This is a genomic window from Rhizobium sp. R86522 (assembly GCF_042466255.1).
Classification (GTDB): domain Bacteria; phylum Pseudomonadota; class Alphaproteobacteria; order Rhizobiales; family Rhizobiaceae; genus Allorhizobium.
In genome coordinates, this window is record NZ_JAXHBX010000001.1 from 20,028 (window position 1) to 47,015 (window position 26,988).

23 protein-coding genes and 2 pseudogenes are annotated in these 26,988 nt (G+C 59.4%); 19 read left to right on the forward strand and 6 right to left on the reverse strand.

The features are described from left to right. Positions 1–74: 74 nt before the first annotated feature. Both SJY08_RS00075 and SJY08_RS00080 read left to right on the forward strand, forming a co-directional pair. Positions 75–1,433 (forward strand): MATE family efflux transporter, encoded by a 1,359-nt coding sequence (locus SJY08_RS00075; RefSeq protein ID WP_171901590.1) that lies wholly within the window; start codon positions 75–77, stop codon positions 1,431–1,433. Next, entirely contained in the window at positions 1,430–2,560 is a 1,131-nt protein-coding gene (locus SJY08_RS00080) for a DMT family transporter (protein WP_069043093.1), read from the forward strand. The genes SJY08_RS00075 and SJY08_RS00080 overlap by 4 nt, the downstream gene beginning before the upstream one ends. Before the next feature lie 14 nt (positions 2,561–2,574). Here SJY08_RS00080 and SJY08_RS00085 read toward each other — a convergent pair whose 3' ends face one another. Further along, complete coding sequence (locus SJY08_RS00085; protein WP_054147625.1) at positions 2,575–3,525, reverse strand: LysR family transcriptional regulator; 951 nt, start codon at positions 3,523–3,525, stop codon at positions 2,575–2,577. A 484-nt stretch (positions 3,526–4,009) separates the two neighbouring features. On the opposite strand from SJY08_RS00085, the gene SJY08_RS00090 reads away from it, so the two are divergent. From SJY08_RS00090 to SJY08_RS00150, 13 genes are all read left to right on the forward strand, one after another. After that, positions 4,010–5,311 (forward strand): NtaA/DmoA family FMN-dependent monooxygenase, encoded by a 1,302-nt coding sequence (locus SJY08_RS00090; protein ID WP_054147626.1) that lies wholly within the window; start codon positions 4,010–4,012, stop codon positions 5,309–5,311. 54 nt (positions 5,312–5,365) lie between these two features. Then, a complete protein-coding gene (locus SJY08_RS00095) occupies positions 5,366–6,670 on the forward strand; it encodes an NtaA/DmoA family FMN-dependent monooxygenase (RefSeq protein ID WP_054147627.1) in 1,305 nt (434 codons plus the stop codon). A gap of 50 nt (positions 6,671–6,720) precedes the next feature. After that, positions 6,721–7,281: a flavin reductase gene (locus SJY08_RS00100; RefSeq protein ID WP_377274005.1), complete on the forward strand. Its 561-nt coding sequence runs from the start codon at positions 6,721–6,723 to the stop codon at positions 7,279–7,281. 63 nt (positions 7,282–7,344) lie between these two features. Next, positions 7,345–8,046, forward strand: coding sequence for a 3,4-dihydroxy-2-butanone-4-phosphate synthase (gene ribB / locus SJY08_RS00105; protein WP_083229752.1), 702 nt, complete (start codon positions 7,345–7,347; stop codon positions 8,044–8,046). Beyond that, positions 8,030–9,133, forward strand: a complete 1,104-nt coding sequence (locus SJY08_RS00110; protein ID WP_377274007.1) for an LLM class flavin-dependent oxidoreductase — start codon at positions 8,030–8,032, stop codon at positions 9,131–9,133. Before ribB ends, SJY08_RS00110 begins: the two co-directional genes overlap by 17 nt. 28 nt (positions 9,134–9,161) lie before the next feature. Beyond that, the gene (locus SJY08_RS00115) at positions 9,162–9,701 is read left to right on the forward strand and encodes a flavin reductase family protein (RefSeq protein WP_069044026.1); all 540 of its coding nucleotides are present in this window, start codon (positions 9,162–9,164) and stop codon (positions 9,699–9,701) included. Positions 9,702–10,097: 396 nt separating this feature from the next. Next, positions 10,098–11,411 carry an NtaA/DmoA family FMN-dependent monooxygenase gene (locus tag SJY08_RS00120; RefSeq protein WP_153763011.1) on the forward strand — a complete coding sequence of 438 codons (1,314 nt, stop codon included), beginning with the start codon at positions 10,098–10,100 and terminating at the stop codon, positions 11,409–11,411. Positions 11,412–11,474: 63 nt separating this feature from the next. Further along, positions 11,475–12,308 (forward strand): transporter substrate-binding domain-containing protein, encoded by an 834-nt coding sequence (locus SJY08_RS00125; RefSeq protein ID WP_377274011.1) that lies wholly within the window; start codon positions 11,475–11,477, stop codon positions 12,306–12,308. 149 nt (positions 12,309–12,457) lie between these two features. Beyond that, positions 12,458–13,264, forward strand: coding sequence for a transporter substrate-binding domain-containing protein (locus SJY08_RS00130; protein WP_153763010.1), 807 nt, complete (start codon positions 12,458–12,460; stop codon positions 13,262–13,264). A 75-nt stretch (positions 13,265–13,339) separates the two neighbouring features. Further along, positions 13,340–14,005, forward strand: coding sequence for an ABC transporter permease subunit (locus SJY08_RS00135; RefSeq protein WP_377274013.1), 666 nt, complete (start codon positions 13,340–13,342; stop codon positions 14,003–14,005). Continuing rightward, positions 14,002–14,817 carry an ABC transporter permease gene (locus SJY08_RS00140; protein ID WP_069043098.1) on the forward strand — a complete coding sequence of 272 codons (816 nt, stop codon included), beginning with the start codon at positions 14,002–14,004 and terminating at the stop codon, positions 14,815–14,817. Before SJY08_RS00135 ends, SJY08_RS00140 begins: the two co-directional genes overlap by 4 nt. After that, positions 14,814–15,590 (forward strand): amino acid ABC transporter ATP-binding protein, encoded by a 777-nt coding sequence (locus SJY08_RS00145; protein ID WP_300890906.1) that lies wholly within the window; start codon positions 14,814–14,816, stop codon positions 15,588–15,590. Before SJY08_RS00140 ends, SJY08_RS00145 begins: the two co-directional genes overlap by 4 nt. Before the next feature lie 155 nt (positions 15,591–15,745). Beyond that, entirely contained in the window at positions 15,746–16,564 is an 819-nt protein-coding gene (locus SJY08_RS00150; protein WP_054147633.1) for a bifunctional allantoicase/(S)-ureidoglycine aminohydrolase, read from the forward strand. Positions 16,565–16,841: 277 nt separating this feature from the next. Here the strand turns inward: SJY08_RS00150 and SJY08_RS00155 are convergent, their stop codons facing one another. Beyond that, the gene (locus tag SJY08_RS00155) at positions 16,842–17,537 is read right to left on the reverse strand and encodes a recombinase zinc beta ribbon domain-containing protein (RefSeq protein ID WP_377274017.1); all 696 of its coding nucleotides are present in this window, start codon (positions 17,535–17,537) and stop codon (positions 16,842–16,844) included. On the opposite strand from SJY08_RS00155, the gene SJY08_RS00160 reads away from it, so the two are divergent. After that, a complete protein-coding gene (locus tag SJY08_RS00160; RefSeq protein WP_377274019.1) occupies positions 17,522–17,878 on the forward strand; it encodes a Tn3 family transposase in 357 nt (118 codons plus the stop codon). The genes SJY08_RS00155 and SJY08_RS00160 overlap by 16 nt on opposite strands. 101 nt (positions 17,879–17,979) lie before the next feature. Here SJY08_RS00160 and bcsN read toward each other — a convergent pair whose 3' ends face one another. From bcsN to bcsA, 4 genes are read right to left on the reverse strand one after another with little or no spacing between them, the layout of a single operon-like run. After that, complete coding sequence (bcsN, locus tag SJY08_RS00165; protein WP_377274021.1) at positions 17,980–18,756, reverse strand: cellulose biosynthesis protein BcsN; 777 nt, start codon at positions 18,754–18,756, stop codon at positions 17,980–17,982. Next, entirely contained in the window at positions 18,756–20,801 is a 2,046-nt protein-coding gene (locus SJY08_RS00170) for a tetratricopeptide repeat protein (RefSeq protein ID WP_377274023.1), read from the reverse strand. The genes bcsN and SJY08_RS00170 overlap by 1 nt, the downstream gene beginning before the upstream one ends. After that, positions 20,798–23,089, reverse strand: a complete 2,292-nt coding sequence (locus tag SJY08_RS00175; protein ID WP_377274025.1) for a cellulose biosynthesis cyclic di-GMP-binding regulatory protein BcsB — start codon at positions 23,087–23,089, stop codon at positions 20,798–20,800. The genes SJY08_RS00170 and SJY08_RS00175 overlap by 4 nt, the downstream gene beginning before the upstream one ends. Further along, positions 23,082–25,331 (reverse strand): UDP-forming cellulose synthase catalytic subunit, encoded by a 2,250-nt coding sequence (gene bcsA / locus SJY08_RS00180; RefSeq protein WP_377274027.1) that lies wholly within the window; start codon positions 25,329–25,331, stop codon positions 23,082–23,084. Before bcsA ends, SJY08_RS00175 begins: the two co-directional genes overlap by 8 nt. Before the next feature lie 241 nt (positions 25,332–25,572). On the opposite strand from bcsA, the pseudogene SJY08_RS00185 reads away from it, so the two are divergent. The 3 genes and pseudogenes from SJY08_RS00185 to SJY08_RS00195 form a co-directional block, all read left to right on the forward strand. Beyond that, positions 25,573–25,680 (forward strand): annotated as a pseudogene (locus SJY08_RS00185) (YSIRK-type signal peptide-containing protein); the annotation flags it as partial. Between the two features lie 174 nt (positions 25,681–25,854). Further along, a pseudogene (locus tag SJY08_RS00190) lies at positions 25,855–26,427 on the forward strand (tyrosine-type recombinase/integrase). 189 nt (positions 26,428–26,616) lie between these two features. Next, positions 26,617–26,961, forward strand: coding sequence for an HNH endonuclease (locus SJY08_RS00195; RefSeq protein ID WP_077498155.1), 345 nt, complete (start codon positions 26,617–26,619; stop codon positions 26,959–26,961). The last annotated feature ends 27 nt before the right edge of the window (positions 26,962–26,988 follow it).

The window sequence follows — 26,988 nt, forward strand, 5'->3', positions numbered from 1 at the left end:
TCACGGAACCGGCAAGCCAAAGGGTCGTCGGTTTTAGCGACGGCGCCATTTCCCAAGTGGGTGGACGGGGCGCCGTGTTCGACAGAAATCCCTGCGCTGAAAGCGTCGCCACGCATTTTGGCCAGACGACGCGGCTAGCGGGTCCGATCCTGATGGGCCATCTCTCGAACTTCGCCATGACGACGACGACTTTGCTTCTCTTCGGCTGGCTGGGCAGTGCCTCCCTCGCCGCGGCAGGTCTAGCGATCCGTGTGGCTGTCAGCACGAATATTCTGGCGGGAATCCTTCTTGTCGCCGGCGTCGCCGCCTCCGGCGCCAATGGCGGACGGGACGCCAAGCGCGTTTCCGGTTTCTACTGGAACGGTCTCTATCTGGCGCTGGCACTGTCGGTCCTGTCCTTCGCGTGGATGACCGTAGCGCCCGGCCTGCTTGCCGTGCTCGGCCAACCTCCAGAGGTCGTGGCCGAAGCCGAAAGGATACTTCACGTCTTGCGTTGGGGCGAACCGGCAAATCTTCTGCGTCTCGGGTTGATGCGCACCATGCTTCCAGCGCTAGGCATGACGTGGATCCTGTATGCGCTCACGCCTCTCTCCCTCGTGCTCTATGTCGTCGCGGGGTTTGGTCTCGTTTTTGGCTTTTCTGGTCTGCCGCCAATGGGTGCAATCGGAATTCCCGTCGCTCTGGTCGGCGTGACGTGGCTGACGGCGCTGGTCATGCTGGCCGCCGTTCATTGCGGGCGCAGTCGTTCTCTCATTCCCTTCACACGGATCCGACTGTCGCTATTGCGGGAGCTTATCCGGGCTGGCCTGCCGATCGGGACTTTGCAGGGCGTCGACGGGATCTTCTTCCTTATCGCGACAGTCGTGGTTGGCCAGTTCGGAGCTGCTGCGCTTGCCGCACACCAGATCGCGTTGAATTTCGGCACAATCGCCTATTCGCTGGCGGTTTCATTTGGTGACGCCGCAGCATTGCGGATCAGCTATCGGCGAGGTGCACTGGCCTTCCAGGACGCGCGGGTGGCCGGCTTCGTCGGCGTCACCATGGGCACTGTCTCGATGGCCGCTGCGGCTCTGGTCGTCCTCGCCTTCCCGAACGTCTTTATCGGCCTGTTCATTGACATCAATGATCCGGGCAATGCCGCAACGCTGGCAGCGTCGCAGTCACTGGTGCTCTTTGCCAGTCTCTTCATCTTCGCCGACGGCGTTTACGGTACCGGGATGGGCGTGCTGCGGGGGCTTGGAGATAACCGCTATGCGATGTTGGTCGTGATCATCGCCTATTGGGGAATTGGGCTCCCTGTCGGCGCTGCTTATCACCTACTCGTCGGGTTCGGTATTGAAGAGGTCTGGCTGGGGCTTGCGACTCTGCAGGGGTTTATTGGACTGGTTCTCATACAGCGCTATGCCAAGGTCACACGGCAGGATCCAATATGAGCAAACAGGAACTGGGCTCTGGGAGAACCTCGCTGCATCACAGTGAAGCGTGCAGCGGTCCGGGACAATTGCCGTCCCTTGATGCGTCGGATCTTGCCAGCGTGACGGCTGCGGCAATGCCGATCGTCACCGGACACGAGCCGGTTGCGGCTATCCCGCGCTTTGCGCTTCCGTTGTATAGGCCGATCAACCGTCTCGCTGTGCTGCACAGCCAGGGTAGGCAGAAATGGATCGCCGTGCCTGACAACATGCGCGGCTCAATTCTCTTCATACTGTCGGTCGTGATGTTTTGCATCATGATGGTGGCCATCAAGAAAATTGGTGACGGGTTGCCGCTTCCACAGATATTGCTGATCCGGCAGGTGATCCTGACCATGATACTTCTGCCGCTGTTGCTCGGCGATCTCTCGCGCGCGCTCAGCACCCAATACCTGGGAAGACACATCGTACGAGGGCTCGTCTGCCTTGGCTCGCAGTACACCTATTTTCTGGCGCTTCTGTATCTGCCACTCGCAGACATGACGGCGCTCGGCTTCAGTCAGGTCATTTTCATGACCATTGCCGCCGTCGTTATTCTCAAGGAGAAGGTGGGCTGGCGACGGTGGCTGGCAACGATGGTCGGCTTCGCCGGTGTCCTTATTATGCTGAGACCGTCTGGCGGGACCGTCGACGTCTATAGTCTGGTCGCAGTCTTGAGCGCGCTGCTTTTGTGCGGCGTCACCGTATCGATCCGGTTGATGGCACGCACCGAGTCGACGGAAACCGTCATGCTCTACCAGTCTTTCGTGCTCTGCGCGGCCTATGCGGTGCCGACCTTTCTGTGGTGGCAGTGGCCAACCAGGGAAGAATGGGTCCTCTTGGCTGTGATCGGCATAGTCGGGACGCTGGGACAGTATCTCTTCACACTTGCATTCCGGGTGGCGGAGGCTTCAGCGCTGGCGCCTCTGGAATTCACCCGGCTCCTGATTGCTATCATCCTCGGCTTTTTGGTCTTCAGCGAAATACCCGAGATGTCGACCATGCTGGGTGCGGTGATCGTCATGGGCTCAACGATCTACACGGTTCGACGAAATTCGCGGCCCGAAAACGCAGATCGAGCGAACGCGTTGAACCGATCAGGCCCGTAGGAACAGGACGCTTGTCAGGACGCGACCATAGCCAGCTTGCTGGTCATCGGAATGCTTTCCATATGGGTGTCGATGAGACAATCGACGAACCGGCGCGCAAGCTTGAATTCGCTGGAACTTGGCCCCGTCACCGCCGCGATGGCATGCACCCGTCGGGTGAGATCCTGGCGCAGCACCCGCAGCCGGCCCGTTTCGACATGCGGTTGAGCAACGTGGTCGGGCAGATAGCCGATATTGCGGCCCGACAGGATCAGCGTCATATGCGCATGTGCGCCGTATCCAATATCTCCACGGGTTGCTGCATTCCGGATCCGTTCGGGATGGAAGTGTTCGAGATGGCCGCGATTGGCATAGACAGCACTTTCGATCTGCTGCAGCGTGATGTCGGAATCGCGAATGTGGAACAGCGGATGCGCCCGGCCGCAATAGATCGCCGCCGTTTCCGGAAACAACGGTTCGAATGTCAGTTGGCTGAAGTGGTCGTCGGTCAGGCCGATGCCGACGTGAATGAGGCCGTCGGCCACATGACCTGTCATCTGAAATCCCAGCATGACTTCCAGCTTGAAGCGCGCATTGGGGTAGTACTCGGCCAGCCGGCTGATGGCTTCCGCAATACGCGAACGCGGATTGTCGACGATGTGGTCCTGGACTCCGATGATCAGTTCATGTCCGGCACTGTCATTGAGATTGGACGCCCGCTGCTTGAAGTTCTCCACCGAGGCGAACAACTCCTTTGCCGCCTGATAGACGACCTCGCCCTCATGATAGAGCTTGAAGCCTTTCGGGCCGCGCTGGCAGAGCCGAACGCCGAGGCGAATTTCCAGCGATTTCAGATATTCGCTCAGCATGGATTGCGAGAGGTTCAATACCGACTGGGCAGCCGTAAAACTACCCTCCTCGACGATCGTGCAGAAGCATCGCAGCAACTTGAGGTCTACATCATAGATCTGGGACAAATTGGACATTGTAAACCAGTTCTGACTGTTTGAGCCGCCCTATTAAGTTCCTCAGCAAAGATTGTGCCAACACAAGAAACGCATTTGCGATCTTTGATAAAAGTCAACTTTTCAAGGGCTTGGAATCCGTCGCACTCAGGGGCAACGCCAACGAGCCGTTGCCGGACATGCGCGAACTGCTCATGTAAATGGCATGGCTTGACCCGAATGGTGCGCCGCAACACTTTCTGGGCGCGGAATGACAGCTTGCGCAGCTTTTTCACTAAGACGTAAAGTTGCAGATGTTCTAGGGGAGTCCCTCCCGACACAAGCAAGATACTATGATTGCAGGGAAACGGCCTGTTCGAAAAGCATCCATCCTGACCAATCAAAGCATCGAGCTTTGCCGATGGTCACTCATGCTGCACTGCGATTAACGTTCCTTCACCCCCCTTTACCTGCGGGCCGTTCTACGGCTGCGGCAGGTACGATGGATGCAAGGACACAGCGTAAAATGCCCAAGAGCTTTCACCTCGCCTGGTTCATGAATTTCTCCGTGGATGACTGGAATGCTCCCTTCTCTGCCGGTGGGAAACCCTGGGACGGAAACTTCTATGTCGACATGGCGAAGGCCATGGAGCGTGCCTGTTTCGACTATATCATGCTTGAAGACACATTGATGATTTCGGAGGCCTATGGCCACAGCATGGAGGTCTACCTCAAGCATGCTCTGATGGGGCCGAAGAGTGATCCCATGCCGCTTGCGGCACTGATCGCCAGCAAGACAAGCAATCTCGGCGTTGTCGCTACAATGTCGACCATGGCCTATCCGCCCTTCATGCTCGCCCGCCTCTGTGCGACGGTCGACAGCATCTCCGGCGGGCGGTTCGGGTGGAATATCGTGACCAGCGGCGAAAATCTCGCCGCCCAGAACTTCGGCATGGACGAACTGCCCCCCCGCCAGGACCGCTATGACATGGCGGATGAATATGTCGAACTCTGCAAGCAGCTGTGGGGCAGCTGGGACCAGGATGCCGTCGTGCTCGACCGTGAGACCGGCACCTATGCCGACTTCCGCAAGGTCAGACCCATCAATTTCGTTGGCAAATACTATAAATGCCGCGGGCCGCTGAATTGCGTGCCCGGCCCGCAGGGTCGTCCGACCTTCGTGCAGGCAGGGGGATCGCCACGTGGTCGCCAGTTCGCGGCGATGACCGCCGACAGCATTATTGCAGCCGCATCCGGGATCGAAGCGATGAAGGAATATCGCGATGATATTCGCGCTCGTGCGGCAGCCGGCGGGCGTGATCCGGACGAGGTGAAGGTGTTCTTCATCGTCACCCCCGTCTTGGCGGAGACCGAAGCCGCTGCCAAGGCCAAGCTCGACGACTATGTCAGTTCGCCCGAATATCAGGTGAAGACGCTGGCCTCCATCAGCTCGGTCACCGATATCGACTTTTCGCAATTCGAGCTTGACGAGGAACTGCCCCGGCTGACCACCAATGGCGAGCAGGGCTCACTCGACGCCTTTGCGCAATGGGGCCGCGGCAAAACGCTGCGGCAGCTGATCAGCGATAGGGCGACGCGCGGTCTCGACGGCGTCGTGGGCACGCCCGACCAGGTGGCCAAACGGCTGGGCGAGGTGATGGAGGCCGTCGGCGGTGATGGTTTCCTGATCAGTTCGCCCTTCCAGAAAGTCAGCCGCCAGTATGTCACCGAGATTTGTGAAGGCCTCGTGCCGGCCCTGCAGCGCCGTGGCCTGACCCGCACGGCATACACAAAGCCGACGCTGCGCGAGACCCTTCGCGAGTTCTAGGAACCCGCGCCGGGAGTGAATGACCGATCTGCATCAGACAAGAGGACATCAGACATGCCAAAGCGCTTTCACCTCGGTTGGTTCATGAACTTCGCCGTCAGCGAGTGGAACCATCCCTTTGGCGCCGGCGGGCGGCCATGGGACGGCAATTTCTACATCGACATGGCAAAGGCCATGGAGCGCGCGTGTTTTGACTATATCATGCTCGAAGACACCCTGATGATTTCGGAAGCCTATGGCCACAGCACCGAGGTCTATCTGAAGCATGCGATCATGGGCCCGAAGGCGGATCCCGCACCGATGGCTGCCTTGATCGGCGCCAACACGAAGCATCTCGGCGTCGTCGCGACCATGTCGACCATGGCCTATCCACCTTTCATGCTCGCTCGCCTGTGTTCGACACTCGACAGCATTTCCGGCGGACGTTTTGGTTGGAATATCGTGACCAGCGGCGAGAATCTCGCCGCCCAGAACTTCGGCATGGATGAATTGCCGCCCCGTCAGGACCGCTATGACATGGCGGACGAATATGTCGAACTCTGCAAGCAGCTCTGGGGCAGCTGGGACCAGGATGCCGTCGTGCTCGATCGTGAGACCGGAACCTATGCCGACTTCAGCAAGGTGCGGCCGATTGAATTTGTCGGCAAGTATTACAAGTGCCGCGGGCCGTTGAACTGCGTGCCTGGCCCGCAGGGGCGTCCGACCTTCGTACAGGCGGGGGGCTCGCCGCGCGGTCGCCAGTTTGCGGCCATGACCGCCGACAGCATCATTGCGCCCTCTTCAGGTGTGGATGGCATCAAGGCTTATCGGGACGATGTCCGAGCAAGGGCACAAGCCGGCGGACGCGATCCGGATGAGATCAAGGTCCTGTTCGTCATTGCTCCCGTGCTTGGAGAAACAGAAGCCGAAGCGCATGCAAAGTTTGAGCGGATATCGGCGCATCCCGATTACATCGAGAAAGTCCTCGCCTCGATTAGCTCGATCACCGATATCGACTTCTCGCAGTTCGATCTCGACGCTGAACTGCCGCACCTGACCACCAATGGCGAACAGGGGTCACTCGATGCCTTTGCGCAATGGGGCAGCGGCAAGACTTTGCGCCAGATCTGCATGGAGCAGGTATCGCGCGGAATCGACGGACTCGTCGGTACGCCCGATCAGGTTGCCGACCGTCTCGGGGAGATCATGGAGGAGGTGGGAGGCGACGGCTTCCTCATCACGCGCCCCTTCACGACGACGATCAGCCGCCAATACATCCTCGAAATCTGCGAGGGCCTCGTACCAGCGCTGCAGCGCCGGGGTCTAACCCGGACCGAATACACCAAGTCAACCCTGCGCGAAACGCTGCGAGAATTCTGATCACCTTCTGAGGCCACGATCAGGTGCCAACATCCGAAAAGAGGTCCCCGATGACACAAGCAATCAATGAGATCATCCCCCCGACGACAGAACCAGATGTTGCTTTGACATTGCGGCTTCCCGTCGAAGCTCAGGACTACCGGAACGCAATGGCCAAGCTCGCGGCGGCAGTGAACATCATCACCAGCACAGGCGAGAACGGTTGGTGTGGCTTTACCGCCTCGGCGGTGTCGAGCGTGACGGACAGCCCGCCGACACTGCTTGTTTGCATCAAGCGCACCGTCCAGGCACACGGGACGATTGCTGTATCGGGCGTCCTTTGCGTCAACACGGTCGCCGGACCGCAGGAGGAACTGGCGATGACCTTTGCAGGATCGGGCGGCAACAAGGATATGGCACAGCGTTTCGCCGGCGGAGACTGGACCCAGCTCGTCACCGGCGCGCCTGTATTGACCGGTGCCATCGTCAATTTCGATTGTCGCGTGACCAGCGTCAGTACAATCGGCACGCATGATGTCTTCTTTTGCGAGGTTCTGGCCGTGGCCGGCCAGGACACTGTGGAAAGTGGGGCTCTCATCTATTTCGATCGGAAATTCCACGCCGTCGCCTGAATGTGGTCCGGCGTAGCTTCAAGCAAATGGCATGGCGAACGATAGGAGACAGCAGTGAACATCATGACCCCGGAATTCCAGAGGACGAAGACGCGACCGGATGGGACAGTCGCGAGTGCTGCGGAGATCATAGAGGAGGCGCGGCAGGGGCGGATGTTCATTCTCGTCGATGACGAGGATAGAGAAAACGAAGGTGACATTATCATCCCCGCATGTTTCGCCGACGCCGATGTCATCAACTTCATGGCGCGGAACGCCTGCGGCCTGATCTGCCTCGCCATCACGCGGGAACGCGCAGAAGCACTGGCATTGCCACCTATGGCTCCTGTTACTACCGCACCGTTGAAGACTGCATTCACCGTTTCTATCGAAGCCCGTCAGGGTGTGACTACAGGGATTTCATCACATGACAGAGCACACACCATCGCAGTCGCGATCGATCCCGAGGCTGGGCCGTCAGATTTGGTGATGCCAGGCCATGTCTTTCCGATTGTTGCCCGCGATGGAGGGACGATCACGAGACCGGGTCACACCGAAGCGGCGGTGGATGTGGCCCGTCTCGCCGGACTGCCGCCGTCCGGCGTCATCTGCGAGGTCATGAACGAGGACGGGACCATGGCGCGCCTACCGGACCTGATGACCTTTGCCAGGCGTCATGGAATGAAGGTCGGAACCATTGCCGATCTCATCGCCCACCGCTTCGCCATCGGCGATCATCCCTTCCCAGATGCAGGCGCGGCCACCTGTCATGCTGCAATGCGTTGACATCGCTGGCACCTCCACCAGGAGGATTCCACTTTCCGTCCTAGATCAATCGCTGGTCTCCGCCGGACATGTGCCGGCGCAGGCAATTCGTGACAGCGTCACGCTTGCCCGCGCCTGCGAAGGTTTCGGCTATCACCGCTATTGGGTTTCGGAGCATCACGGCAATGCGGCCATGGCCGGATCCGCGCCCGAAGTCCTTTTGGGTGCACTTGCCATGGCGACGCGCACGATGAGGATCGGTAGTGCTGGAGTTATACTCCCGCATTATGCACCCTTGAAGGTTGCCGAACAATTCCGTGTGCTAGAAGCGCTCGCACCTGGGCGGATCGATCTCGGGCTTGGTCGCGGTCCCGGTGCCGATCGTCAGACCGCCTATGCCTTGAGACCCGATGCTCTGGATAATCCCGTCTCCATGTCTGCGATGGACAGCTTTCCCGCCAATGTCGAGGACACACTTGCCTTGGTTCGCGGTGAGCCACTCGGTGATGACCATGTCTTCGCCGGAGTTTTCGCACAACCCCGAGGGCCAACGGCACCTCAGCCCTGGATCCTCGGGTCAGGCAAATACTCCGCACGTCTCGCAGGCCATCTCGGGCTGCCCTTCTGCCAAGCGCATTTTTTTGGCAGCGACAGCGAAGCCTCCCAGGCAATCGGCGCGTATCGCGCAGGCTTTCGCGCCTCGCCGACCCTGACAGAACCCCTTGTCGGCATGTGCCTCATTGCTATGGCAGCGCCAACCAGTGCCGAGGCCGAGCGCCTTTTCCTCTCGTATGTCCCCTGGCGTCTCTCGAGAGATGCCGGACGCATGGTGCCGTTGCAGCAGCCCGAACACGCAATCGCAGCGGCTGTCGGCCTTGATCAGGACACGATCCAGCGTCTGCGCAAAACGGCGGTGTTCGGTACCCCCGACGAGGTTTTCGCCAGAATTGCGGGGCTCAAGACCGGTTACGAAACAGACGAGATGGTGATCCTCGCGCCGGCATATGAGCTCTCTGTTCGCATGGCCTCCTATGGCCTGATTGCGGGGATCAATCAAACACAGGCAACAGATGACCGACCGGCTCGGGCGTCCGAATTCTGGCTATGACCGTCCACAAACCATCGGAGACTTCGTGATGATAGAGATCGGCGCCATTCCACCAGCAACCCCCGAGCTGCCGACGATTGATCAAGGCACTTTCTGGCGCACCCTTGGCACACGTGCCACCGGAATGACGATCGTCACAGCCAGGAGCGACGAGGGACCTGTCGGATTTCTCGGCCTGTCTGCGACACACGTGGCGGCCGACCCCGCAACCATGATGGTCTCCATTGATCGCAAAACCAGCGCGCTTGCAGGCGTCCTGTCTCAGAGACACTTTGCAGTCAACTTTCTCGATGCAGCCGCTGCTCATGTCGCGACCGCGTTCGGAGGTAAGTCCGGACTGCAGAATGCCGACCGTTTCGTCGACGACGAATGGGCGACGCTTGCAACCGGCGCCCCAGCCTATTGTCGGGCTCTTGGCGTCTTCGATTGTCTCGTGGAGACCGTTGTTGAGCACGGCAACGTGTCCATCGTTATAGGAAGGGTGGTCGCGGCCTCCTCCCGCGCCGATGGCGAACCCCTCCTTTTTTTCCGCGGCAAGACGATCGAGGGCCTACGCCGGCCAGATTGATTGGCTGGAAGGGCGCCTGACAGACTTTCTGTGTCAAAGTCATGCTGCGGGCAAACTGCCGTGAACGACGTCGGTTGCAGAACTTACTGCGGCATCAGCAGCACTATCGATCTATTTGGTTTCTACTTGCGGACGTTCTGAAAGGGACGATGCAATCCTGCATGATGTGACTATGCAGATTCTAGCAATGACACTCTATCTGCGTGCTGTTCGTTGATTAAAAAAACATCATCGCGATGCAATAAGATGCGCCAAAAGCTTCGGTTCAGCCGGAGTTCATTTTCAGTTTTCACCATGTTTATCAGCAGGAAACGTCGCTACGGTCCTCATACTGCGATGCAGCAAAGCAACATCCTCAAGGGAGGTAGGTAGCGGCTGCGAAGGAGCGCGCGTTTCATGCCAACGAATATGTTTCATCTTGGATGGTTTCTGCAGGGCTCAAGCATTGGTGGCTGGGGCGATAAATGGTCCGGAAATATTGCCAGAGAATGGATGCATCCTGGCGCCTATCTGGATCTCGCTCGTGCGATGGAGCGCGCTTGCTTTGACTATATCCTCATTGAAGACTCGATCTATGTTGGACAAAATTGGCAGGACTCCCGCGAAATATTTCTCACCAATGGCATCAGCGTCCCACGTCAGGAACCCTCTGTCGTTGCAACCCTGATGGCGGCTGCGACCACACGGCTTGGCATTGTTCCGACTTTGTCGACCTTTGCCTACCACCCCTATCTCACCTCTCGGATCGTCGGCACGCTCGACCAGATCTCGCTTGGACGTGGCGGCTGGAATGTGGTGACCGGCAGCTCGGATCTGTCTGCTCAGAACTTCGGAATGGACAAGCTCGCAGACCATGATGAGCGCTATGTCATGGCCGAAGAATACATGCAGATCTGTCAGGGACTCTGGGGGTCCTGGGAGCCGGGGGCGATCGTCGGTGATCGCGACACTGGGGTGCTCATCGATCATAACAAGGTCCATACGATCGATTACAAGGGCAAATACTACGCCTCGCGCGGTCCACTGAATTCCGGCCCTCTCCCCCAGGGCCAACCTGTCATCGCCCAGGCCGGCGGCTCGAAGAGCGGCAAGGGATTTGCCGCGCGCTATGCCGACACCATTGTCGCGGCGCCGAAGGGCGTGGAAGCGATGAAGCAGTATCGCAATGACGTCCGCACCGAGATGGCAGCCATCGGGCGCGACCCGGACAAATGTAAGGTTCTCTTCCTCGTCCAGCCGATTGTGACAGAGACGATGACGGAAGCCGCTGAACGTATAGCCGAGCGCAAGGCCGCATCCGAGAAATACATCGACCAGCGTCTGGCGCGATTCGGCTGGAGCACCAATCTTGACCTTTCTGGCTGCGATCTCGACGCCCCGATCGGCGAACTTACCACCAATGGCCATCAGTCCAGTCTGGCCCAGTTCCTTGCGCGCTCATCCGGCAAGACCCTGCGTGAGGCAATCATCGAGCATACCACCAGCGGCTATTGCGTCGACATGGTCGGCACGCCCGACAGCATTGCTAGCCAGATGGCAGAGGTCATGCAGGAGGTCGGAGGTGACGGTTTTCTCATCGAACAACCGAATGTCAACCGGCGCACGATCGCCTCGATCACCGACGGCCTCGTCCCGGTCTTGCAGCATCGCGGACTGACACGAAAAGCCTACGCGCATGAGCAGCTACGCGACAATCTTCTGGACTTTTAGCATCCGCAGACACGGCTCGATCCGACATCGCCTTCCCCATCTTCATTTCCAGGGAGTTCTCTCATGTCCATGCATTCGAAAACCGTATTGACTGTCGCTTCCATGCTCTTGGGAGCATTGACACTCACGGCGCGCCCGGCTTCGGCGGAAAAACTTCTCCTTGGCAACGAGGGCGTCTATCCGCCCTTCAGCATCGTTGCGTCCGACGGTTCACTCACCGGATTCGAACCGGCACTCGCACGCGAGATGTGCAAGCGAATGAATGTCGAGTGCGATTTTGTCGTCATGGATTTCAAGGCGCTGATCCCATCCATTCTGCAAGGCAAATTCAACATCCTCGCAAGCCAGCTTTCGCCGACCCCCGAGCGCTTGGAAAAGCTCACATACGCACTGCCGATCGTCTATAATCCGGCGACCTTCGTCGTGCGCAAGGACAGCAATCTCACCTTCACCCCGGAAGGACTTGCCGGCAAATCGCTGAAGCTTGGCCTTCAGCGGGGCGCATCCTCGATCCCTTACGTCGAAAAGAACTTCTCAGGCCTGTTCACGCCTGTCCTCTACGACAACCCCGACCAGATGCAACTCGATCTGCTTGCCGGTCGCGTTGACCTCGTCTTCGATTCCAAGATCAACTGGACGCTCGAACTGATCAACAAGCCTGAAGGCAAGGACTACATGCTTGCTGGCGGCGACCACTGGCTCGGCGATCCGGCGATCCCGGCGAACGAGCGCGGCTATAGCTGGGCCGTGCGCAAGGGTGACGAGGCGATTGCCGAGCGCATGAACGTTGCCCTGAAATCGATCATCGAGGACTGCACCTACACCAAGATCCGCAAGGAATATCTCGACATCACGATCCTGGCCGGCGAGGAGGCCTGTGCAGCAGCGTCCGAATAGGGCGGTGCAACAGGCGCTCACCTCCGCTTTTCTCCTGTCTCCAACCAATAGGAATGAAGTCCATGGGCATGCTCTCAATACAAGGCATCAGCAGGTTTTCTTCCTCCAACCGGGTCGGTGCTCGGCGACAGGCTAAGGTGCGCCGCCGAATGGGTGTCGTAGCGGGCATGATGGCCGTTCTTCTGGGCCATCTGCCAGCCGCGGCTGAAACCCTCAAGCTCGGGAACGAGGGGGTTTATCCCCCGTTCAGCATGGTCGACGCCGCTGGAAACCTGACCGGCATCGAAGCCGATCTGGCGCGTGAGATGTGCAAGCGCATGGACGTCGAATGCGAAATCATCGTCATGGATTTCAAGGCGCTGATCCCGTCACTGCTGCAGGGCAAGTTCGACATTCTCGTGTCGCAAGTCACGCCGACGGCCGAGCGCAAGGAGAAGATGTTGTTCAGCACCCGGATCGTCGCCAATCCGATGGTGTTTGTTCTTCCCGCGAACGGTAACTACACGATGACCAAGGAAGGGCTCACCGACAAGGGCCTGAAAATGGGGCTGCAACGGGGCGGCGCGCACATCAAGGTGGCGCAGGATCTGTTCGGCGATGCCGTCGAATATGTCCTTTATGACAATCCCGACCAGATTCATCTCGATATGGTCGCAGGCCGCATCAACATGTCCTTCGAGGCCAAGCTGAACGTCGTTGTCGATTTTCTTGGCAAGCCGGAGGGCAAGGCCTTCGAGATCGTTGGCGAAGAATACTGGATCGGCGAGGCCTCTGTGCCTGAAGATGAACGCGGCCTGTCCTGGGTGGCCCGAAAGGGCGAGGAAGCTCTGGTGGCCCGCATGGACACCGCCATCAAGGCGATCATGGCAGACTGCACCTACACGGCCATCCGCAAGAAATACATGGACATCGCCATTCTTCCCGAAGACGAGGCCTGCGAAGGCAAGACCAACTGAACACAGCCTCTTTGCTGCTCTCACGGATGAAAGGGTTCCGACATGGAAATATCATCAGCGGAGTTTTGGGGATATGTGCGCCAGATCGGCGGTGGCGCGGTCGTGACAATGCAACTCTTCGTCGCCGGATTTTCCCTGGCGCTGGCGCTGGGGACGGTGATCGGGATCATTACCCTGTCGCGGAATGTGGTGATCCAGGCCGTCTGGCGGGTGTATTCCTCGATCATCATGGGTGTCCCGTCCTTGCTTGTCATCTTCCTCCTCTATTATGGAGGAAGCGCGATCCTGACCGGCCTGTTCGGCATGTCGCGCTCCATTGATGTCACCCCGTTCGGAGCGGGCCTCACGGCGCTCACCATCGTCTACGCGGCTTATGTCGCCGAACTGCTGCACGGCGCCGTGCGCAATCTTCCCAAGGGACAATTCGAAGCCTGCGCGGCACTCAACCTGAGTGCATTCCGGGCGTGGCGACACGTAATCCTGCCGCAGGTGGCCCGCCTTGCCTTCCCGGGGCTGGTGAACATCTGGCTGATCGTTCTCAAGGATACCCCGCTGGTGTCTCTCGCGGGTTTGAACGACCTTGTCGCCAATGCGAAAATCGCCGCCGGCGCGACCAATGAGCCTTTCGTCTTCTTCATCGCGGCGTCGCTGTTCTTCATCGTCTTCAGCGCGCTGACCATGCCACTCGCCGCCCGTATTGAAGTTCGCTTCAACCGCGGCCTAGCCAGGGTGAACACATGAACGCGCTCGTGATCGACTTCGCCCTCGTCTGGGAATCTCTGCCCGCCATGCTCAACGGGCTTTGGACGACGATGCTGGTGACCATCATCGTCCTGGTCCTCGGCCTGATCTTCTGTATCCCGCTGACGCTGGCGAGAATGTCGTCGAACCGGGTCTTCGCTCTGCCGGCGGCCTTTTTCGTGATGTTCTTCCGCGGTGCGCCGCTGCTGATCCTTCTCTATCTTGTCTATTATGGCTTTGGTCAGATCGAGGCGCTGCGCGACGGGCCGCTTTGGTTCATCTTCGGAAGCGCATTTGCCTGCGCCGTGATCGGGCTGACGCTCAACCACCTTGCCTTCATGGTCGACGTCGTGAGGGGAAGTCTTGAGGCGGTTCCTGCCGGGCTTAGCGAAGCCTCGAATTCCCTCGGAATCGCGCCACGCGACACCTTCCGCTATATCCAGCTACCGCTGGCGATGCGGTACGGGATCAAGGCCTACCAGAACGAAGTCGTCATGCTGACCAAAGGCACGGCCGTCATCAGCGTGATCACCATCATCGACCTGACAGCAGTCGCCAATGAGGTCTTCGAGAGAACCTACGACCCGTTTACCCCGATGCTGACAGTCGCAGCCTTCTACTGGGTTCTGGTCAACGTGATGCGGCTTGGTTTCCGCCGGCTTGAATCACACCTGAACCGTCATCACGCGGCCGAGGATGCCCGTCGCAATGAAAAGCCGGTCAAGACCATCGGCTCTCTCCTGTTCCACCCCTCCAGCTGGCTGAAAGCCAAGCGCTCGATGCTGGTGGCCCGCAAGGAGCATGCCCTATGACCGGGGTTGCCCCTCCCCAGAACGAGCCGTCCCTGTCCTCCTCCATTGCCGTCAGCATGAAGGGCGTCGAGAAATGGTACGGCAAGTTCCGAGCGCTGAACGGAATTGATCTTGAGGTGCGACGCGGCGAGAAGATTGTGGTGTGCGGTCCCTCGGGATCCGGCAAATCCACCCTCATCCGCTGCATTAACCGCCTGGAGCCGCACGATGAGGGGTCGATCATTGTCAACGGCATCGAGCTCGACGGATCACCAACGACCACGCAGGATGTGCGCATCGAAGTCGGTATGGTGTTTCAGCAGTTCAATCTGTTTCCCCATCTGACCATCATGGAAAACTGTACGCTTGCGCCGCGCCTGGCGCGTGCCGCGACCGTCGAAGCGGCGGAGCGCCTTGCCCGACGCTTTCTTGACCGCGTGCAGATCGGGGATCAGGCGCATAAATATCCGAGCCAGCTCTCGGGCGGACAGCAGCAGAGGGTCGCGATCGCCCGGGCCTTGTGCATGGAGCCGCGGATCATGCTGTTCGACGAACCGACCTCGTCGCTGGACCCCGAAATGATCAAGGAGGTTCTGCAGGTCATGGAGGACCTGACCGACGACGGACTGACCATGATCTGCGTGACGCATGAAATGGGCTTTGCCCGTCGGGTCGCCAATCGATGCATCTTCATGGATAAAGGCGAAATTGTCGAAGCGGGGCCGGCCGACAGCTTTTTCGAGGCCCCGCGAAGCGAAAGGTTGAAAACCTTCCTGTCACAGGTTCTGCATTGACAGTCGTCCTTTGAATGCACTGTTTGACTGCGGTCTCTTTAAAGTGTGGCTTGAGAGATTTGTACCGCACCTGAAAACGCGAGATCAGTTTGACATCAAGACGCTTACGCCGCAGGACTGGGCTGCCGAAAGACGGTTTAGACATGGGTGGCAGAATGAGCGGTAATCATTATTTTTCGCAGGTTGGCGGTCTTCCGCCGCAGACACAGACACTCTCCAGCAAGGCGGTCTTCAAGACAGCCTATGCGGTAATCCCGAAGACGGTGATGAGCGACATCGTCACCAGCGTCCTGCCGCATTGGGATGGAACCAGGGCATGGATCATCGCGCGCCCGTTAAGCGGCTTTGCTGAAACTTTCGCCCAGTACATCATGGAGGTCGCGTCCGGTGGCGGCAGCGTCAGGCCGGAACCGGATGCACGGGCTTCGGCGGCGATTTTCGTCGTCGAGGGCGAGGGCAAGATCGCTTATGACGGCCACGAGCATCCGCTGCGCGCCGGTTCGTTCGCCTACCTGCCCGCGGGGGCGAAATGGACCTTCAAGAACGAAAGCGCGGCGCCGGTCCGGTTTCACTGGGTCCGCAAGGCGTTCAAGGTCGTTGATGGCTTGGACCCGCCGCCGGCCATCTTCACCCACGAAGACGATTGCGTTATGCACGCCATGCCCGATACCGAGGGCCGCTGGGCAACCACCCGGTTCATCGATCCGTCCGACGTGCGCTACGATATGCATCTCAACATCGTTACCTTCGAGCCGGGCGCCATCATTCCTTTCATGGAAACGCACATCATGGAGCACGGGCTCTATGTGCTGGAAGGCAAGGCCGTGTATCGATTGAACGAGGACTGGGTGGAGGTCGAGGCTGGCGACTATATGTGGCTCCGCTCCTTTTGCCCCCAGGCCTGTTATGCCGGCGGCCCGGGACGCTTCCGCTATCTGCTCTACAAGGACGTCAATCGCCATCCTGATTTGTGAGGTGTGCCGAGCGTCCCACCTCACAAATGAAGGGGCGGGCTTGTTCCGAACCTCGTTCGGGTGACCCAGCATGACGGAGCCAACGCATCCCATATCGGTCACCCGAATGTCCGCTGTTATCCTGAGCCCCCCAGCTGCGAGCATCCTCCTTTCAGCCCCAAAACGGTATCGCTAGGCGCAAGACACTCAATACCCGAGACTCCATCTATCGCGGGTTGTTATGCAGAAGCATTGGGCGACGCATCCAAAGACGCAGATATTGCAAGTCTCTGTGCAATCAGGCCCCCGCAACCACTTTCACCGAACTCCCTTCAAGATCCTTTCCAGTTTTAGGTTGGGCCAACGCAATCATCGCAGTGATGGCACCTTCAAGCTCTATCGTAGTTCGGCCATCGACCTCGTGGATGGTCACTGATGAGATCAGGCTGCGAATGTTCTCCAGAGCCGAGGTACGTATCGCGGTGTCATTGAGTGTCTCGGCCAATGCTGCCACCTTGCGACGATAGACTTCGCCAAGATTAGGATGAAGGCGGACGCGAGAGGGGGCAGCCGCCGACAATCGCGCGTCCAGTTCCGCAGCTTGCGCTTCCATATTCTCCAGCTTCTCTTTGAGGCCCGGTGTGCGAAGTCCATCGGCGATAGCATCATGAAGCCCATCGAGCCGGCGCGCGATTTGTCCGCGTTGGTTCTCAATGCGCTGTCGTTCCGCATCTTGGGAAGCCCGACCGGCGTTCGCCTCGTTCGCATACTCCTTGATGAACTGCGCAACGGCTTCGGGCTGCATCAAACGCCGACGCAGCAGGTCGAGAATGACCTCTTCCAGTTCACGACGCTTGAAGGAGCGTTTCTGCGAGCAAGTTCCAAGCTTACGCGCAGGGGAGCAAGCGAGATAGTCACGGTCGACCGCTGCGAAACCACCGCCACAGTGGCCGCAGCGCAGAAGGCCAAAACGCGGAGATGCGCAGGAACGCAACCGCTTGCCTCAACAAGAGCGAAGCCGAGAACACCCTTGCTCGCGCACCGTTCTTGAACCGCCTCGGAGAACTGCGCGACCGGACTTTCGCGAGCCAGTTCTACCGAGAATCCGGACATAACCTGGTGACCAACGCCATAGTCTATTGGAACACGCTCTATCTTGAACCAGCGTTGGCCGTGCTAAACCGGGAAGGTGTCGCAACGCCGCCCGACGTGATCAAACACATCACTCCGCTTGGATGGCAGCATATCAGTCTCACTGGCGATTATATCTGGACCCCGACGGACGGCGCCGATCTCAGACCATTGCGGCAGGAAACCTCCATCCCCGCAACATGAGCACCCTATGTTCTCAAAATTCGGACAGATCCGCCACTTTCGTGTCGTGACGCCAACAAGACGAAAACGCCGTAGGGCTTGTCCCCCGTGACTGGCCCGCGCTAAGGCTCTGGTATTCTGACCGGTATGGTGGCCTTAATGTCCGGATCAGTTGTCTCGGCTACGGATACCGCCCCTGTTTTCGGTGACTTAACCGCGTCTCGGTCGACTGTTGCCTGATGGATGACCTGCTTTGATGCTGCAGCGAAAGCGGGATAACCATAGGCCACGGTTGCAGTGGACGCGGCGAACCCCGGGTCTCTCACCGACAGCCCGGTGAGGAGATCTGCGAGCACGTCCGGGCCAAGCGCCTGATGGCAGTATCGCAGTCGGATCTCTCTCGGCTCGTTGCGGCCAAGCTCGACGTCGCGGCCGATGATCTGCCACGCGTAAACGCAGCCGCCTTTGTCGCCCAGTTTGCCGGTCGCTGCGCCATAGGCGCCGTAAGCGTTGCGGCGGATGACCGGATCGATACTCATTGATACACCCGGGAACTCGCCCCGCAGCGTTCGGATGATCTCGGCACGGTCAGGCCCTTTCCTGAGCGTCGATCTTGAGGCGGCTGAGGTTGATATCGTTAGCGCGTTTTCCCCCTGCAGTGTTGTTGTGTTCGCCCAGACCATAGTTTGCCTGGTCACTCCATCTGTAAATGTCTGGCGAAGGCCGATCGGCATCTCGCCTAGCCCGGTCAGTGAAGCAGAGGCGAGATGAACGGGCAGTTCGCGGTTGCCTGTCGCGACGGGCATATTGCCGGTCATGCCATCAAGGAAGGGATCCTCGACGGTCGTGCAGCCGTGCAGCGCAAGCAGTGTCAGGATCGCAAGGATGTTTGGCTTCACTAGTTGATCCCCATGCGTTCGTTGATGGCCGCGATGCCCCTGCTGTTTGCCGGGTCTGCCATGACCTGATTGAGCTGGGCGAAGATCGCACGCGACTGGGCCAGATTGCCGAGGTGGTAATGGCTCCAGGCGCGCATCTGGCTGATCCCCACCGGCTCCGGCATGATCTGCAGGCGGGTGTTCAGCGCTTCGAGCGTGACGCGATATTGCTTGCGATCGAAGGCGGCGCGCGCCCGCTGCCAGAGAAGCTCGGCGCGCAGTTCCCGGTCGCGGAGCGGCGTCAGGCTGTGCTGCATCAGCAGAGCCTCTGCGTCGTCGGTCAGATTGGCGCGAAGCAAAGTGAGGCCAAGGCCATAGGCGGCATCATCCGCCTTGCCGCCACCGCCCGCGAGACCGGCCGTGAAGGCCTGACGCGCTTCGGCCAGATGGTTGAGACCCAGAAGACACCAGCCCTTGGCCACCTGTGCATCCGGCCGCAAGGCTGTCCTGGCTTCAAGCCGCCGCAACTCGGCAACACAGCCACCATAGTCCTTTTTCTGCAGCCGCGAGAGATAGCCGGCCTGAACGCCTGCGGGTGCCGAGACCGATTTCCCGGCCCGCTGGCGCGGTTCCGCTGCTGATTTCAGCTCGGCGAAAACCGTTTGATAGGCGTCGCCATGCTGTTCCCGCAGGTTTGCAAGGGTTTTCTTCTCGCCCAGTCGCGTCAGAGTGAGGGCCAGGCCCTTCAGACTGTCTGCCTCGGCCTTCCATTCGAAGGCCTTCGCAAACCAGGCACGCGCCGGCTCGAACTGGCGCGAGTTATAGGCATACCAGGCGATGAGGCGGGCGTGATCGGACGATTCCGTCTTCTGGATCGCTTCCGAATAGCGGGTCACGACACGTTCATCGATGTCGGTCTTCCCCTCGCCCTTGAAAGGGAAGGATAGCTGATCGAGGAGGAAGGCGTCCTGCCCGGCAAGCATGTCGAGGTGCTCCGTGACAAACGCATAGGCCTCCTCGTCCTTCGATTGGTGGGAAAAACTGAGCGCCATGCCGCGGACGGCTTCCGGCGTCGCCTTGTTCTGCAGCATGCGCTGGAAGAAGTTTGCTGCCTGGTCCGGCTGCTCGATCTTCAGCATGTACCAGCCCATGAGGGCGAGGTCTTCCGGCGCTTGAGCGCTCTCGGCAACCGTCCTGACGGCGGCAATCGCCTCGGGGCCTGGTTGAGGTGCGCCCGCAACGCCGGACGCGAAGTCTCCCATTTCGCGGCGCATGAGATCAAGGTTGAGCGATCGCATCGAGAGAGCGAGTTCGGGATCCGCAGAGAGCACACGGATCGTCTCGCGCAGATCGGCTGCCGGAATGTCCTCCATCGCCTTTTGCAGGGTGGTCAGCACCAGTTCATCGGAAAACGCCTTCTCCGGCATCCGGAAAAGGATGCTGCGATAGACCGCCGTCAGTGCCTCCTGCATCTCATTTGCCCGGTAAGCGTCAAGCATCATCCAGAGCAGGTCGATCTCGGTTTCCTGCGCAGGGTCGAGCTTTGCACCAAGACGAATGACGGTCACAAAGTCCTTCGCCTCGTTTGCCTGCGTCATGGCAAATCTCAGCTTGCGCCGCTCGAGCTTGCTGACGAAATCCTCTGACGGTTCCCAGCCCACATGGCTTGCGGCGATCCGGCTGATTTCCTGCTCGATACCGGCATAGTCATCGCGCTCGTAAAGTTGCCAGAGCGTTGTCTCATCGACATGGTCGCCGGCATCAGGGGCATAGAGGTCGGCCGGGGGCATGAAGCCGGGATACTTCAGTTCCAGGCGGCGGGTCTCGGCTTCGACGCGCTCTGCCTCGCCATTCCGGGCGTAGTAATAAAGTGCGGCAAGATCGACCGTGTCGGGCCCCGGCGCTTTGCGCGTGTCAGCTTCAACGGCTTTCGCGCTGTCCGATGGATGCGCCATGATGGCGGCCGTTTCAGGTACCAGAAGCGAGGTCGCGCCGGCGGGCAGTGCGACGAACAGTGTGGCGAGAATGGTGCCGGCCGAGAGTCTTGTCTTGATTGTCTTCTTCATTCGACGGTCCTCACGCCCTTGCGCGGCACAACATAACCAACCCACCAGCCGAAGCCGCCCATCAGTGCGAGAACAAGACCGACATAGATGATAAAGTTGTCGGAGAGCCAGGCAGCGGCAAGGCGTCTGAGATTGGCGGGGCTCGTATCGGTGATCGGAAAGAAGCTGTAGCTTTCGGGATAGCGGTTCACGAGTTCGAGGTCAGAACGCCGGATCACCGATTCCCCTCCTTCGAGGGCCGTCCAGGTTGCCGGCTTGGTCAGGGCTGCGACGCCCTGCTGAAGCATGGTTTCATCCACCGCGTTGACATAGGTCCAGACGGCAGCGCCGTCAGCGGATGCAACCTGCTTCAGACTGATCAGGCGATCGCGCGGATCGATCTTGACGTCTTCGCGTCCGATATCCTTGTAGGCCAGCCAGCGGTTGACGGTTGTCGAGGCCGTTGCCACCCAGTCAGAGGCTCGGCTCTTCAGTGACAGCTGATCGCGCTCAAGCCGCGTTTCGACCTGGAAAGCATCGAGCAGCGCCTGGGAGTCCGACAATTGACCGCCCGCATTTACCGAAGCTGTGATCAGATCGTCGGTCGAAGACGGCTGCAGTCGATCTCCCTTTTGGCCGGCAAGAGCGGCAAGCTCCAGCGGCTCGCCACCGGCGCCGACAATCAGGGCATTCGTCGTCTTGCGCGGGTCTGGACGGCCGATCTTGAGCTCCGCTGGCAGGGGATGCCCCGCCGACATGGCGAGCCGGGTGAGAAGGGTTAGTGCCGAGCCCAGCCGTGCGGGTGTCGCCGCATCGACATAGAAATCGAAAGCAGCTGGGCCCTTGAAGGGGAAGGACGTTCCAGCAAAGGCCGCAAGGTCGGGAAGACGACCGGCGCGCGCCAGTGGCGGTATCGTCACCGTGGTTTCCTCGAGCAGCAGGAAGCGAGATCGCGCTTCGTCGCGGGCGGCCGGATCACAGACGAGATCGGAGGCGAGCGGCACTTCGGCCAGAACACGAACATGGTTCACGCCGGGATGGAAGGCGCGGAGCGGAAGTTCCAGCGGCTTGTTCTCAAGCGTCGTGCCCTCGGGATCGTAGAGCACCAGGCTTGCCACGGCGCGTTCATTGACGCGGACCAGCAACTGCGTTCCGGGTGCCAGGCCGGGCGCAGTGGCCGCATTCAGGTTGAGATCAACCGTGGCATAGTCGCCCGGATAAAAATCGGCGGGCATAACGACATCGAAGCTCGTCTGGAAGAGACGGCCGGCGAAAGGTGTCGTCTGATAACCGATGCTCGACAGCGGGTGTGTGCCCGGGCTCTCGCCATCGATCCGCGTCTTGGTCATGGCGAACTTGTTTGCGCGGATCAACGGAAGCAGGGGGCCGTTGACGGCGGCAACCAGGAGCGACTGAAGCTCACTCTTGTTCGAACCACGCATGGTGACGATCTGGCGGCCGTGTTCGCCCTGCCGGACGAATAGGCCACGCGTTGCGGCGGCAAGGGCGTCGCGGGCGGGTTGCGGCAGGTTCGCGTCTGCGGGGTCACCGAGATAGAGGTCGATGCCCGGTCCGCTGCCTCCGACGTCGCCGACGGTGATGCTCAGGTCCTCACGACCGAGCACAAGTGCCAGGGTCTGCATGAGGGGCAGGCTGTCTCTCAATGTCGTCTGGGGAGCATCGTTTCCGGCAATCACGCGGATTTCCGTGGCGCCATCGCCATTTCGCCCGACGGACAGAAGGCCTGCGAGATCTCCGTCCTTCGGGCGTGCGCTGGTCAGGAAGCCGCTGATCAGCGGATCGACCTGCGTCCACAATTCATAGGTTGCTTGAACGCTGCAGTCGATGCGGTGGTGCTGTTTTGCACGCAGCCGGACCTGATTCCAGCCGACCGTCAGATCCTTGGCGGCGACCGGAATGTCATGGGTCGCCGGACCATTGGGCGAGCGGATCGGTAAGGCCGCGAGAGGCTTGCCGTTCAACTCGATGTCGAGCACGGCGTCATCAGGCATGACCGAGACCGCATTGGTGTAACTCAGTCTCAACAGACCTGCTGTCGCGACCTGCTCCGCTGACAGATAGAAGCTGAGTTCTCTCGCCGCGTCTTCGCCTTCCAGGCGCATGGCAGTTGCCGTCTGGCGGAAGGCGACCATCTGGCGGGGGATGTCCGACACGGCCTGACCGGCGCTCTGGACACTTGCCGCACCAAGGTCTGCGGGCACGAAATCACCAGCATGAGAGGCGTTTGCCGACAGACAAATGAGGATCGCTGCTGCTGAGAGCCGGCGCAGGACTTCAAGGTTATGCATAGGCCGGCCCTTTCACGGCTGCCGGATAGGTTGCGCCCGGCTCCGAAACGCTGCTCGATGTGTTGATGATCAGCGGCGCGTCGGGATGCGAGATTTCCGTCGTTTCGCGAACCAGACGCAAGGCGTAGGTGAAGCCGCGCAGCGTTTCGGTGATCGTCCAGAGGGCAAATCGGAGGGTGCCGGTGAAGAAGCCCTTGTGTTTCTGAACACGGTTCCAGCGCTCCTGAAGCGGCTGCTGTTCGCAATACATCATCTCGGCAATCGCGATGAAGGTTTCGGGTGTGCGCTCGGCAAAGGCAAAGCCGAAGCTCGTCTCGTCCTGCCGGCGCAGCATGCTGCGGCAAACAAGGGGTACGCGCATTCCGCGGCCGTGGCGGCGGATTTCGATTGTGGCCTCTTCGCCCGTCTCCAGCCCGTTCACCGGATGTCCGTCGATGAACTGCAGTGCGAGGCCACCGCTCGAGACATCCGCGATGATGACGGCGTGGCTTGTGCCGCCGGAATGCAGGATCGCATGACGCCGAACGCTGAGGCGCTGGTTGCGCCGACGTTCGCGCCGTTCCGATACGGAGCCGAGGGCAGCGCCGGCGATGCCCATGTTGATGATGTTCCAGCCGGCGACGATCAGCAGCAATTCGGAGGGCATTGCTTCCGTCGTGTAACGCCAGATCGCATAGCAGGTGGCGGCAAAGAGCAGGAAGAATATCACAAAGTATGGGCGCGCCAGCGGTGACAGCTTGCTCTCATCCAGTGTCTGTCCCTTCGACGTAACGTTGAAGGTCGGCTTGCGCGGGTTCTTCACGACGCTCAGGATCGCGCCGAAAAGCATCACCGACTGCACATATTCATAGAGCTCGGAGACCCAGGGCCAGCGGACGCGACCGAAGAGGTAGCTCTGCATGGCGAAGGATGAGATGAGATAGGTCACCGAGTAGCAGATGAATTCGGTGATGTTGGCTTCGAAGATCTGCAGCGAAAAGAAGATGTAGAGCAGCGGCGAGAACATGAAGGTCAACCGCGTCAGGGGAAAGAGCCAGAAGAGGTTCGTGCCGGCGTAGCAGATGCGCTGCGCCGTCGAGAGACCGCGCTGAAGGAAGGGGCGGTTCAGCGTCAGGATCTGCAGCATGCCCTGGGCCCAGCGAACGCGCTGACCAATGAAGGAGACGAGCGTTTCGGGCTGCAGGCCGGCGATCAGCGGCTTGTCGACGTAAAGGCTGTGCCAGCCGCGGCAGTGGAGCGCGAGCGCGCTTTCGCAGTCTTCGGTGATCGACTGGCCCGAAAAGCCGCCGGTTTCCTTCAATGCCTTGCGTCGCAGAACGGCAGCGGAACCGCAGAAGAACGAGGCATTCCACTTGTCGAGGCCGCGTTGGACGACGGAATAGAACATCTCGTTTTCCGACGGCATCTTGCCGAAGGTCTGGAGGTTCTTCTCAACCGGGTCCGGATTGAGGAAGTAGTGGGGGGTCTGGACGAGGAAGAGCTTCTCGTCGTTTCTGAAGTGGCCCACTGTCTCGTTGAGGAATTCGCGGACAGGTGCATGGTCGGCATCGAATACGACTACAAGCTCGCTGGTCGAGATCGAGAGACCCGCGTTCAGATTGCCGGCCTTGGCATGGCTGTTTTCGGCGCGGGCGTGATAGCGAACGCCCAGCGCCGCCGACAGCGCCTGCAGTTCCTCGCGACGTCGACGGGCAGCGATTGCAGCGCGCGGATCGGACTGTCTGCACTTGGCATCGGTGCCGCCATCGTCGAGCAGATAGACGGTAAGCTTGTCGGCCGGATAGTTCATCGACTTGGCCGCAGCAAGTGTCAGCGCCAGAAGGTCGGCCGACTCGTTGTAGGACGGAACGAAGACGTCGACGGTCGGCTTGTCGTCATCGGCCAGCTGCGGCGCCGGCTTGCGGTCCAGCGGGTCGGCGACGATGAAGAAATTGATTGCCAGCATGACCAGGCAATACATTTCCGCCGCATAGAGAATGATGCCCGGGATGAAGTTCCAGGGTTCGTTGATGTCGGGAAGCGTCTCCGTCGTGCGCCAGAACGCATAGCGCAGGGCGAGCACGGCCGAGAACACGAAAGTCATCACGCGGAATGTCTTGTTCTGCGGACGCATCATGAACAGGAGCATCAGGGCCAGGATGGCCAGGCTGAGCACCAGTTGCGCCTGGAGGCTGATCGGCAGCCACAGCAGAAACACACCAAAAAGGCCCGCAATGATTGCAGGCAACGCAGCGCACATCATGTGCAGAACCCCATCTTTCACTCACCCGCAGCTTCATCTGCGGCGACCCCTCGAAAGGAATGGCCGGAAATTAGGGGTGATTTCTTAGCAAATTGCTAAGACGTGAAGGGGCGAAAACAACCTGGATAGGCGCTATTCCAAATTCATCACGGATATTAACATTATGAAATTGCTGGTATTTTCTGATGACGCATTTCGGAAATTCGGCATAAAAGAATAATCAAACCCCTAAGCCTGTTCTAATCGATATAGTTTACGATTACTGAAGGTGGGCGCCTTTTCGGTCATGTCGCGTCAGTGTTGGATCAATTTGGACCGGAAAAGCTCCGCTGGCAGGGCAAACGCCTAAGGTCAAGACGCCCGTGTCGCGCCTGGAGCTTGGGCGCTCGCTCCTCCATGAGACTCCCTGACAAGGATCGGACACAAGCCATATACGGCCAAGCCATTCAATCGTCGTGCCAGTGTATCAAGAGCTGAAGATATGTTGGTTACCGCGTACCCGCAATCCGCCGGGTCCGCTGCTATCGGCGACCGGTTCCGTCTCGATGGCCTCGCTGATCTCACGGCTGTCGGTGCGGGCTTCGATCGTGAAGGAAGGATGCGAGATCGGGCGCTTTTTGATCTTGCCATCGACCGCAAGCTCCGTGGCCGCGATCTGGTAAAGCTGAAAATCGGACACTCGTCACCGGCCACGACATTCGAACTCGAGCGATGGTCGTCCAGCAGAAGACTGGACGACCCGTGCAGTTCGAAATTACGACCGAGGTCAGAGCCAGTCTGCTTGCCTGGCTTCAGCGAAGGGGAGGAACAGTCGATGACTATGCCTTTCCCAGTCGCGTCGACCACGCTGATCATCTCAGCACTCGGCAATACGCCAGACTGGTTGATGAGTGGGTGACGGCGATCTGGCTTCGTCGGCAGGATTACGGGACGCATTCCCTGTGGCGAACGAAGGCTACCATGATCTACAAGGCCACCGGCAATCTTCGAGCGATCCAGATCCTGCTTGGCCATAACCAAGATCGAGAACACAGTCAGATATCTCGGCGTCGACATTGAGGACGCACTCGAACTAGCCGAGCGGACCGAAATCTGAATGAGGACGGCCCCGCACGTTGTGGGGCCGCGCCCTTTCGCTGCGAGAGCCTCTCGAAGGATTCGATCCGCTTTGCTGCTTCAAAGAAGCCATACGGTTCTGATGGTTTCGTGCTACTTGCGTGCGCGTGCAACACTAGCACCATCCTCGGGAACAGAATCCGGGGTCTACAACAGGAAAGACCGAGCGTTGGCCCGCAAGAACAGAGATGAGTTAGCTTCATGGGACGAGCCTACACCAGAGCCGGTGTTCTGTCCGATGTGCGAGCGCGTAATCCCAGAAGATCAGCGAGACGAGCATCATCTCGTTCCTAAGAGCAAGGGTGGCAAGAAAACCGTCCTCCTGCACCGTATCTGCCACGACCAGATACATTCGATCTTTACCGATGCTCAACTCGCCAAGAAGTTTTCCACGATCGAAACCATCGTGGAAGACCCTGCGGTGCGGACATTCGTCACCTGGGTGAGAAACAAGCCTCCGGGCTTTTCGGATTCTGCAAAGGAATCAAGGCAGTCATTCCGTCGAGGCCGCTAACCGTAACAGGCGAAAGTTCCAGCTGGA

What these genes read in the sequence shown, in the direction of transcription:
- SJY08_RS00080 (WP_069043093.1), top strand. Translation starts at nt 1,430, where the DNA reads ATGAGCAAACAGGAACTGGGCTCTGGGAGAACCTCGCTGCATCACAGT.
- SJY08_RS00085 (WP_054147625.1), bottom strand. Translation starts at nt 3,525, where the DNA reads ATGTCCAATTTGTCCCAGATCTATGATGTAGACCTCAAGTTGCTGCGA.
- SJY08_RS00090 (WP_054147626.1), top strand. Translation starts at nt 4,010, where the DNA reads ATGCCCAAGAGCTTTCACCTCGCCTGGTTCATGAATTTCTCCGTGGAT.
- SJY08_RS00095 (WP_054147627.1), top strand. Translation starts at nt 5,366, where the DNA reads ATGCCAAAGCGCTTTCACCTCGGTTGGTTCATGAACTTCGCCGTCAGC.
- SJY08_RS00100 (WP_377274005.1), top strand. Translation starts at nt 6,721, where the DNA reads ATGACACAAGCAATCAATGAGATCATCCCCCCGACGACAGAACCAGAT.
- ribB (WP_083229752.1), top strand. Translation starts at nt 7,345, where the DNA reads ATGACCCCGGAATTCCAGAGGACGAAGACGCGACCGGATGGGACAGTC.
- SJY08_RS00110 (WP_377274007.1), top strand. Translation starts at nt 8,030, where the DNA reads ATGCTGCAATGCGTTGACATCGCTGGCACCTCCACCAGGAGGATTCCA.
- SJY08_RS00115 (WP_069044026.1), top strand. Translation starts at nt 9,162, where the DNA reads ATGATAGAGATCGGCGCCATTCCACCAGCAACCCCCGAGCTGCCGACG.
- SJY08_RS00120 (WP_153763011.1), top strand. Translation starts at nt 10,098, where the DNA reads ATGCCAACGAATATGTTTCATCTTGGATGGTTTCTGCAGGGCTCAAGC.
- SJY08_RS00125 (WP_377274011.1), top strand. Translation starts at nt 11,475, where the DNA reads ATGTCCATGCATTCGAAAACCGTATTGACTGTCGCTTCCATGCTCTTG.
- SJY08_RS00130 (WP_153763010.1), top strand. Translation starts at nt 12,458, where the DNA reads ATGGGTGTCGTAGCGGGCATGATGGCCGTTCTTCTGGGCCATCTGCCA.
- SJY08_RS00140 (WP_069043098.1), top strand. Translation starts at nt 14,002, where the DNA reads ATGAACGCGCTCGTGATCGACTTCGCCCTCGTCTGGGAATCTCTGCCC.
- SJY08_RS00145 (WP_300890906.1), top strand. Translation starts at nt 14,814, where the DNA reads ATGACCGGGGTTGCCCCTCCCCAGAACGAGCCGTCCCTGTCCTCCTCC.
- SJY08_RS00150 (WP_054147633.1), top strand. Translation starts at nt 15,746, where the DNA reads ATGAGCGGTAATCATTATTTTTCGCAGGTTGGCGGTCTTCCGCCGCAG.
- SJY08_RS00160 (WP_377274019.1), top strand. Translation starts at nt 17,522, where the DNA reads ATGCGCAGGAACGCAACCGCTTGCCTCAACAAGAGCGAAGCCGAGAAC.
- SJY08_RS00170 (WP_377274023.1), bottom strand. Translation starts at nt 20,801, where the DNA reads ATGAAGAAGACAATCAAGACAAGACTCTCGGCCGGCACCATTCTCGCC.
- SJY08_RS00175 (WP_377274025.1), bottom strand. Translation starts at nt 23,089, where the DNA reads ATGCATAACCTTGAAGTCCTGCGCCGGCTCTCAGCAGCAGCGATCCTC.
- bcsA (WP_377274027.1), bottom strand. Translation starts at nt 25,331, where the DNA reads ATGATGTGCGCTGCGTTGCCTGCAATCATTGCGGGCCTTTTTGGTGTG.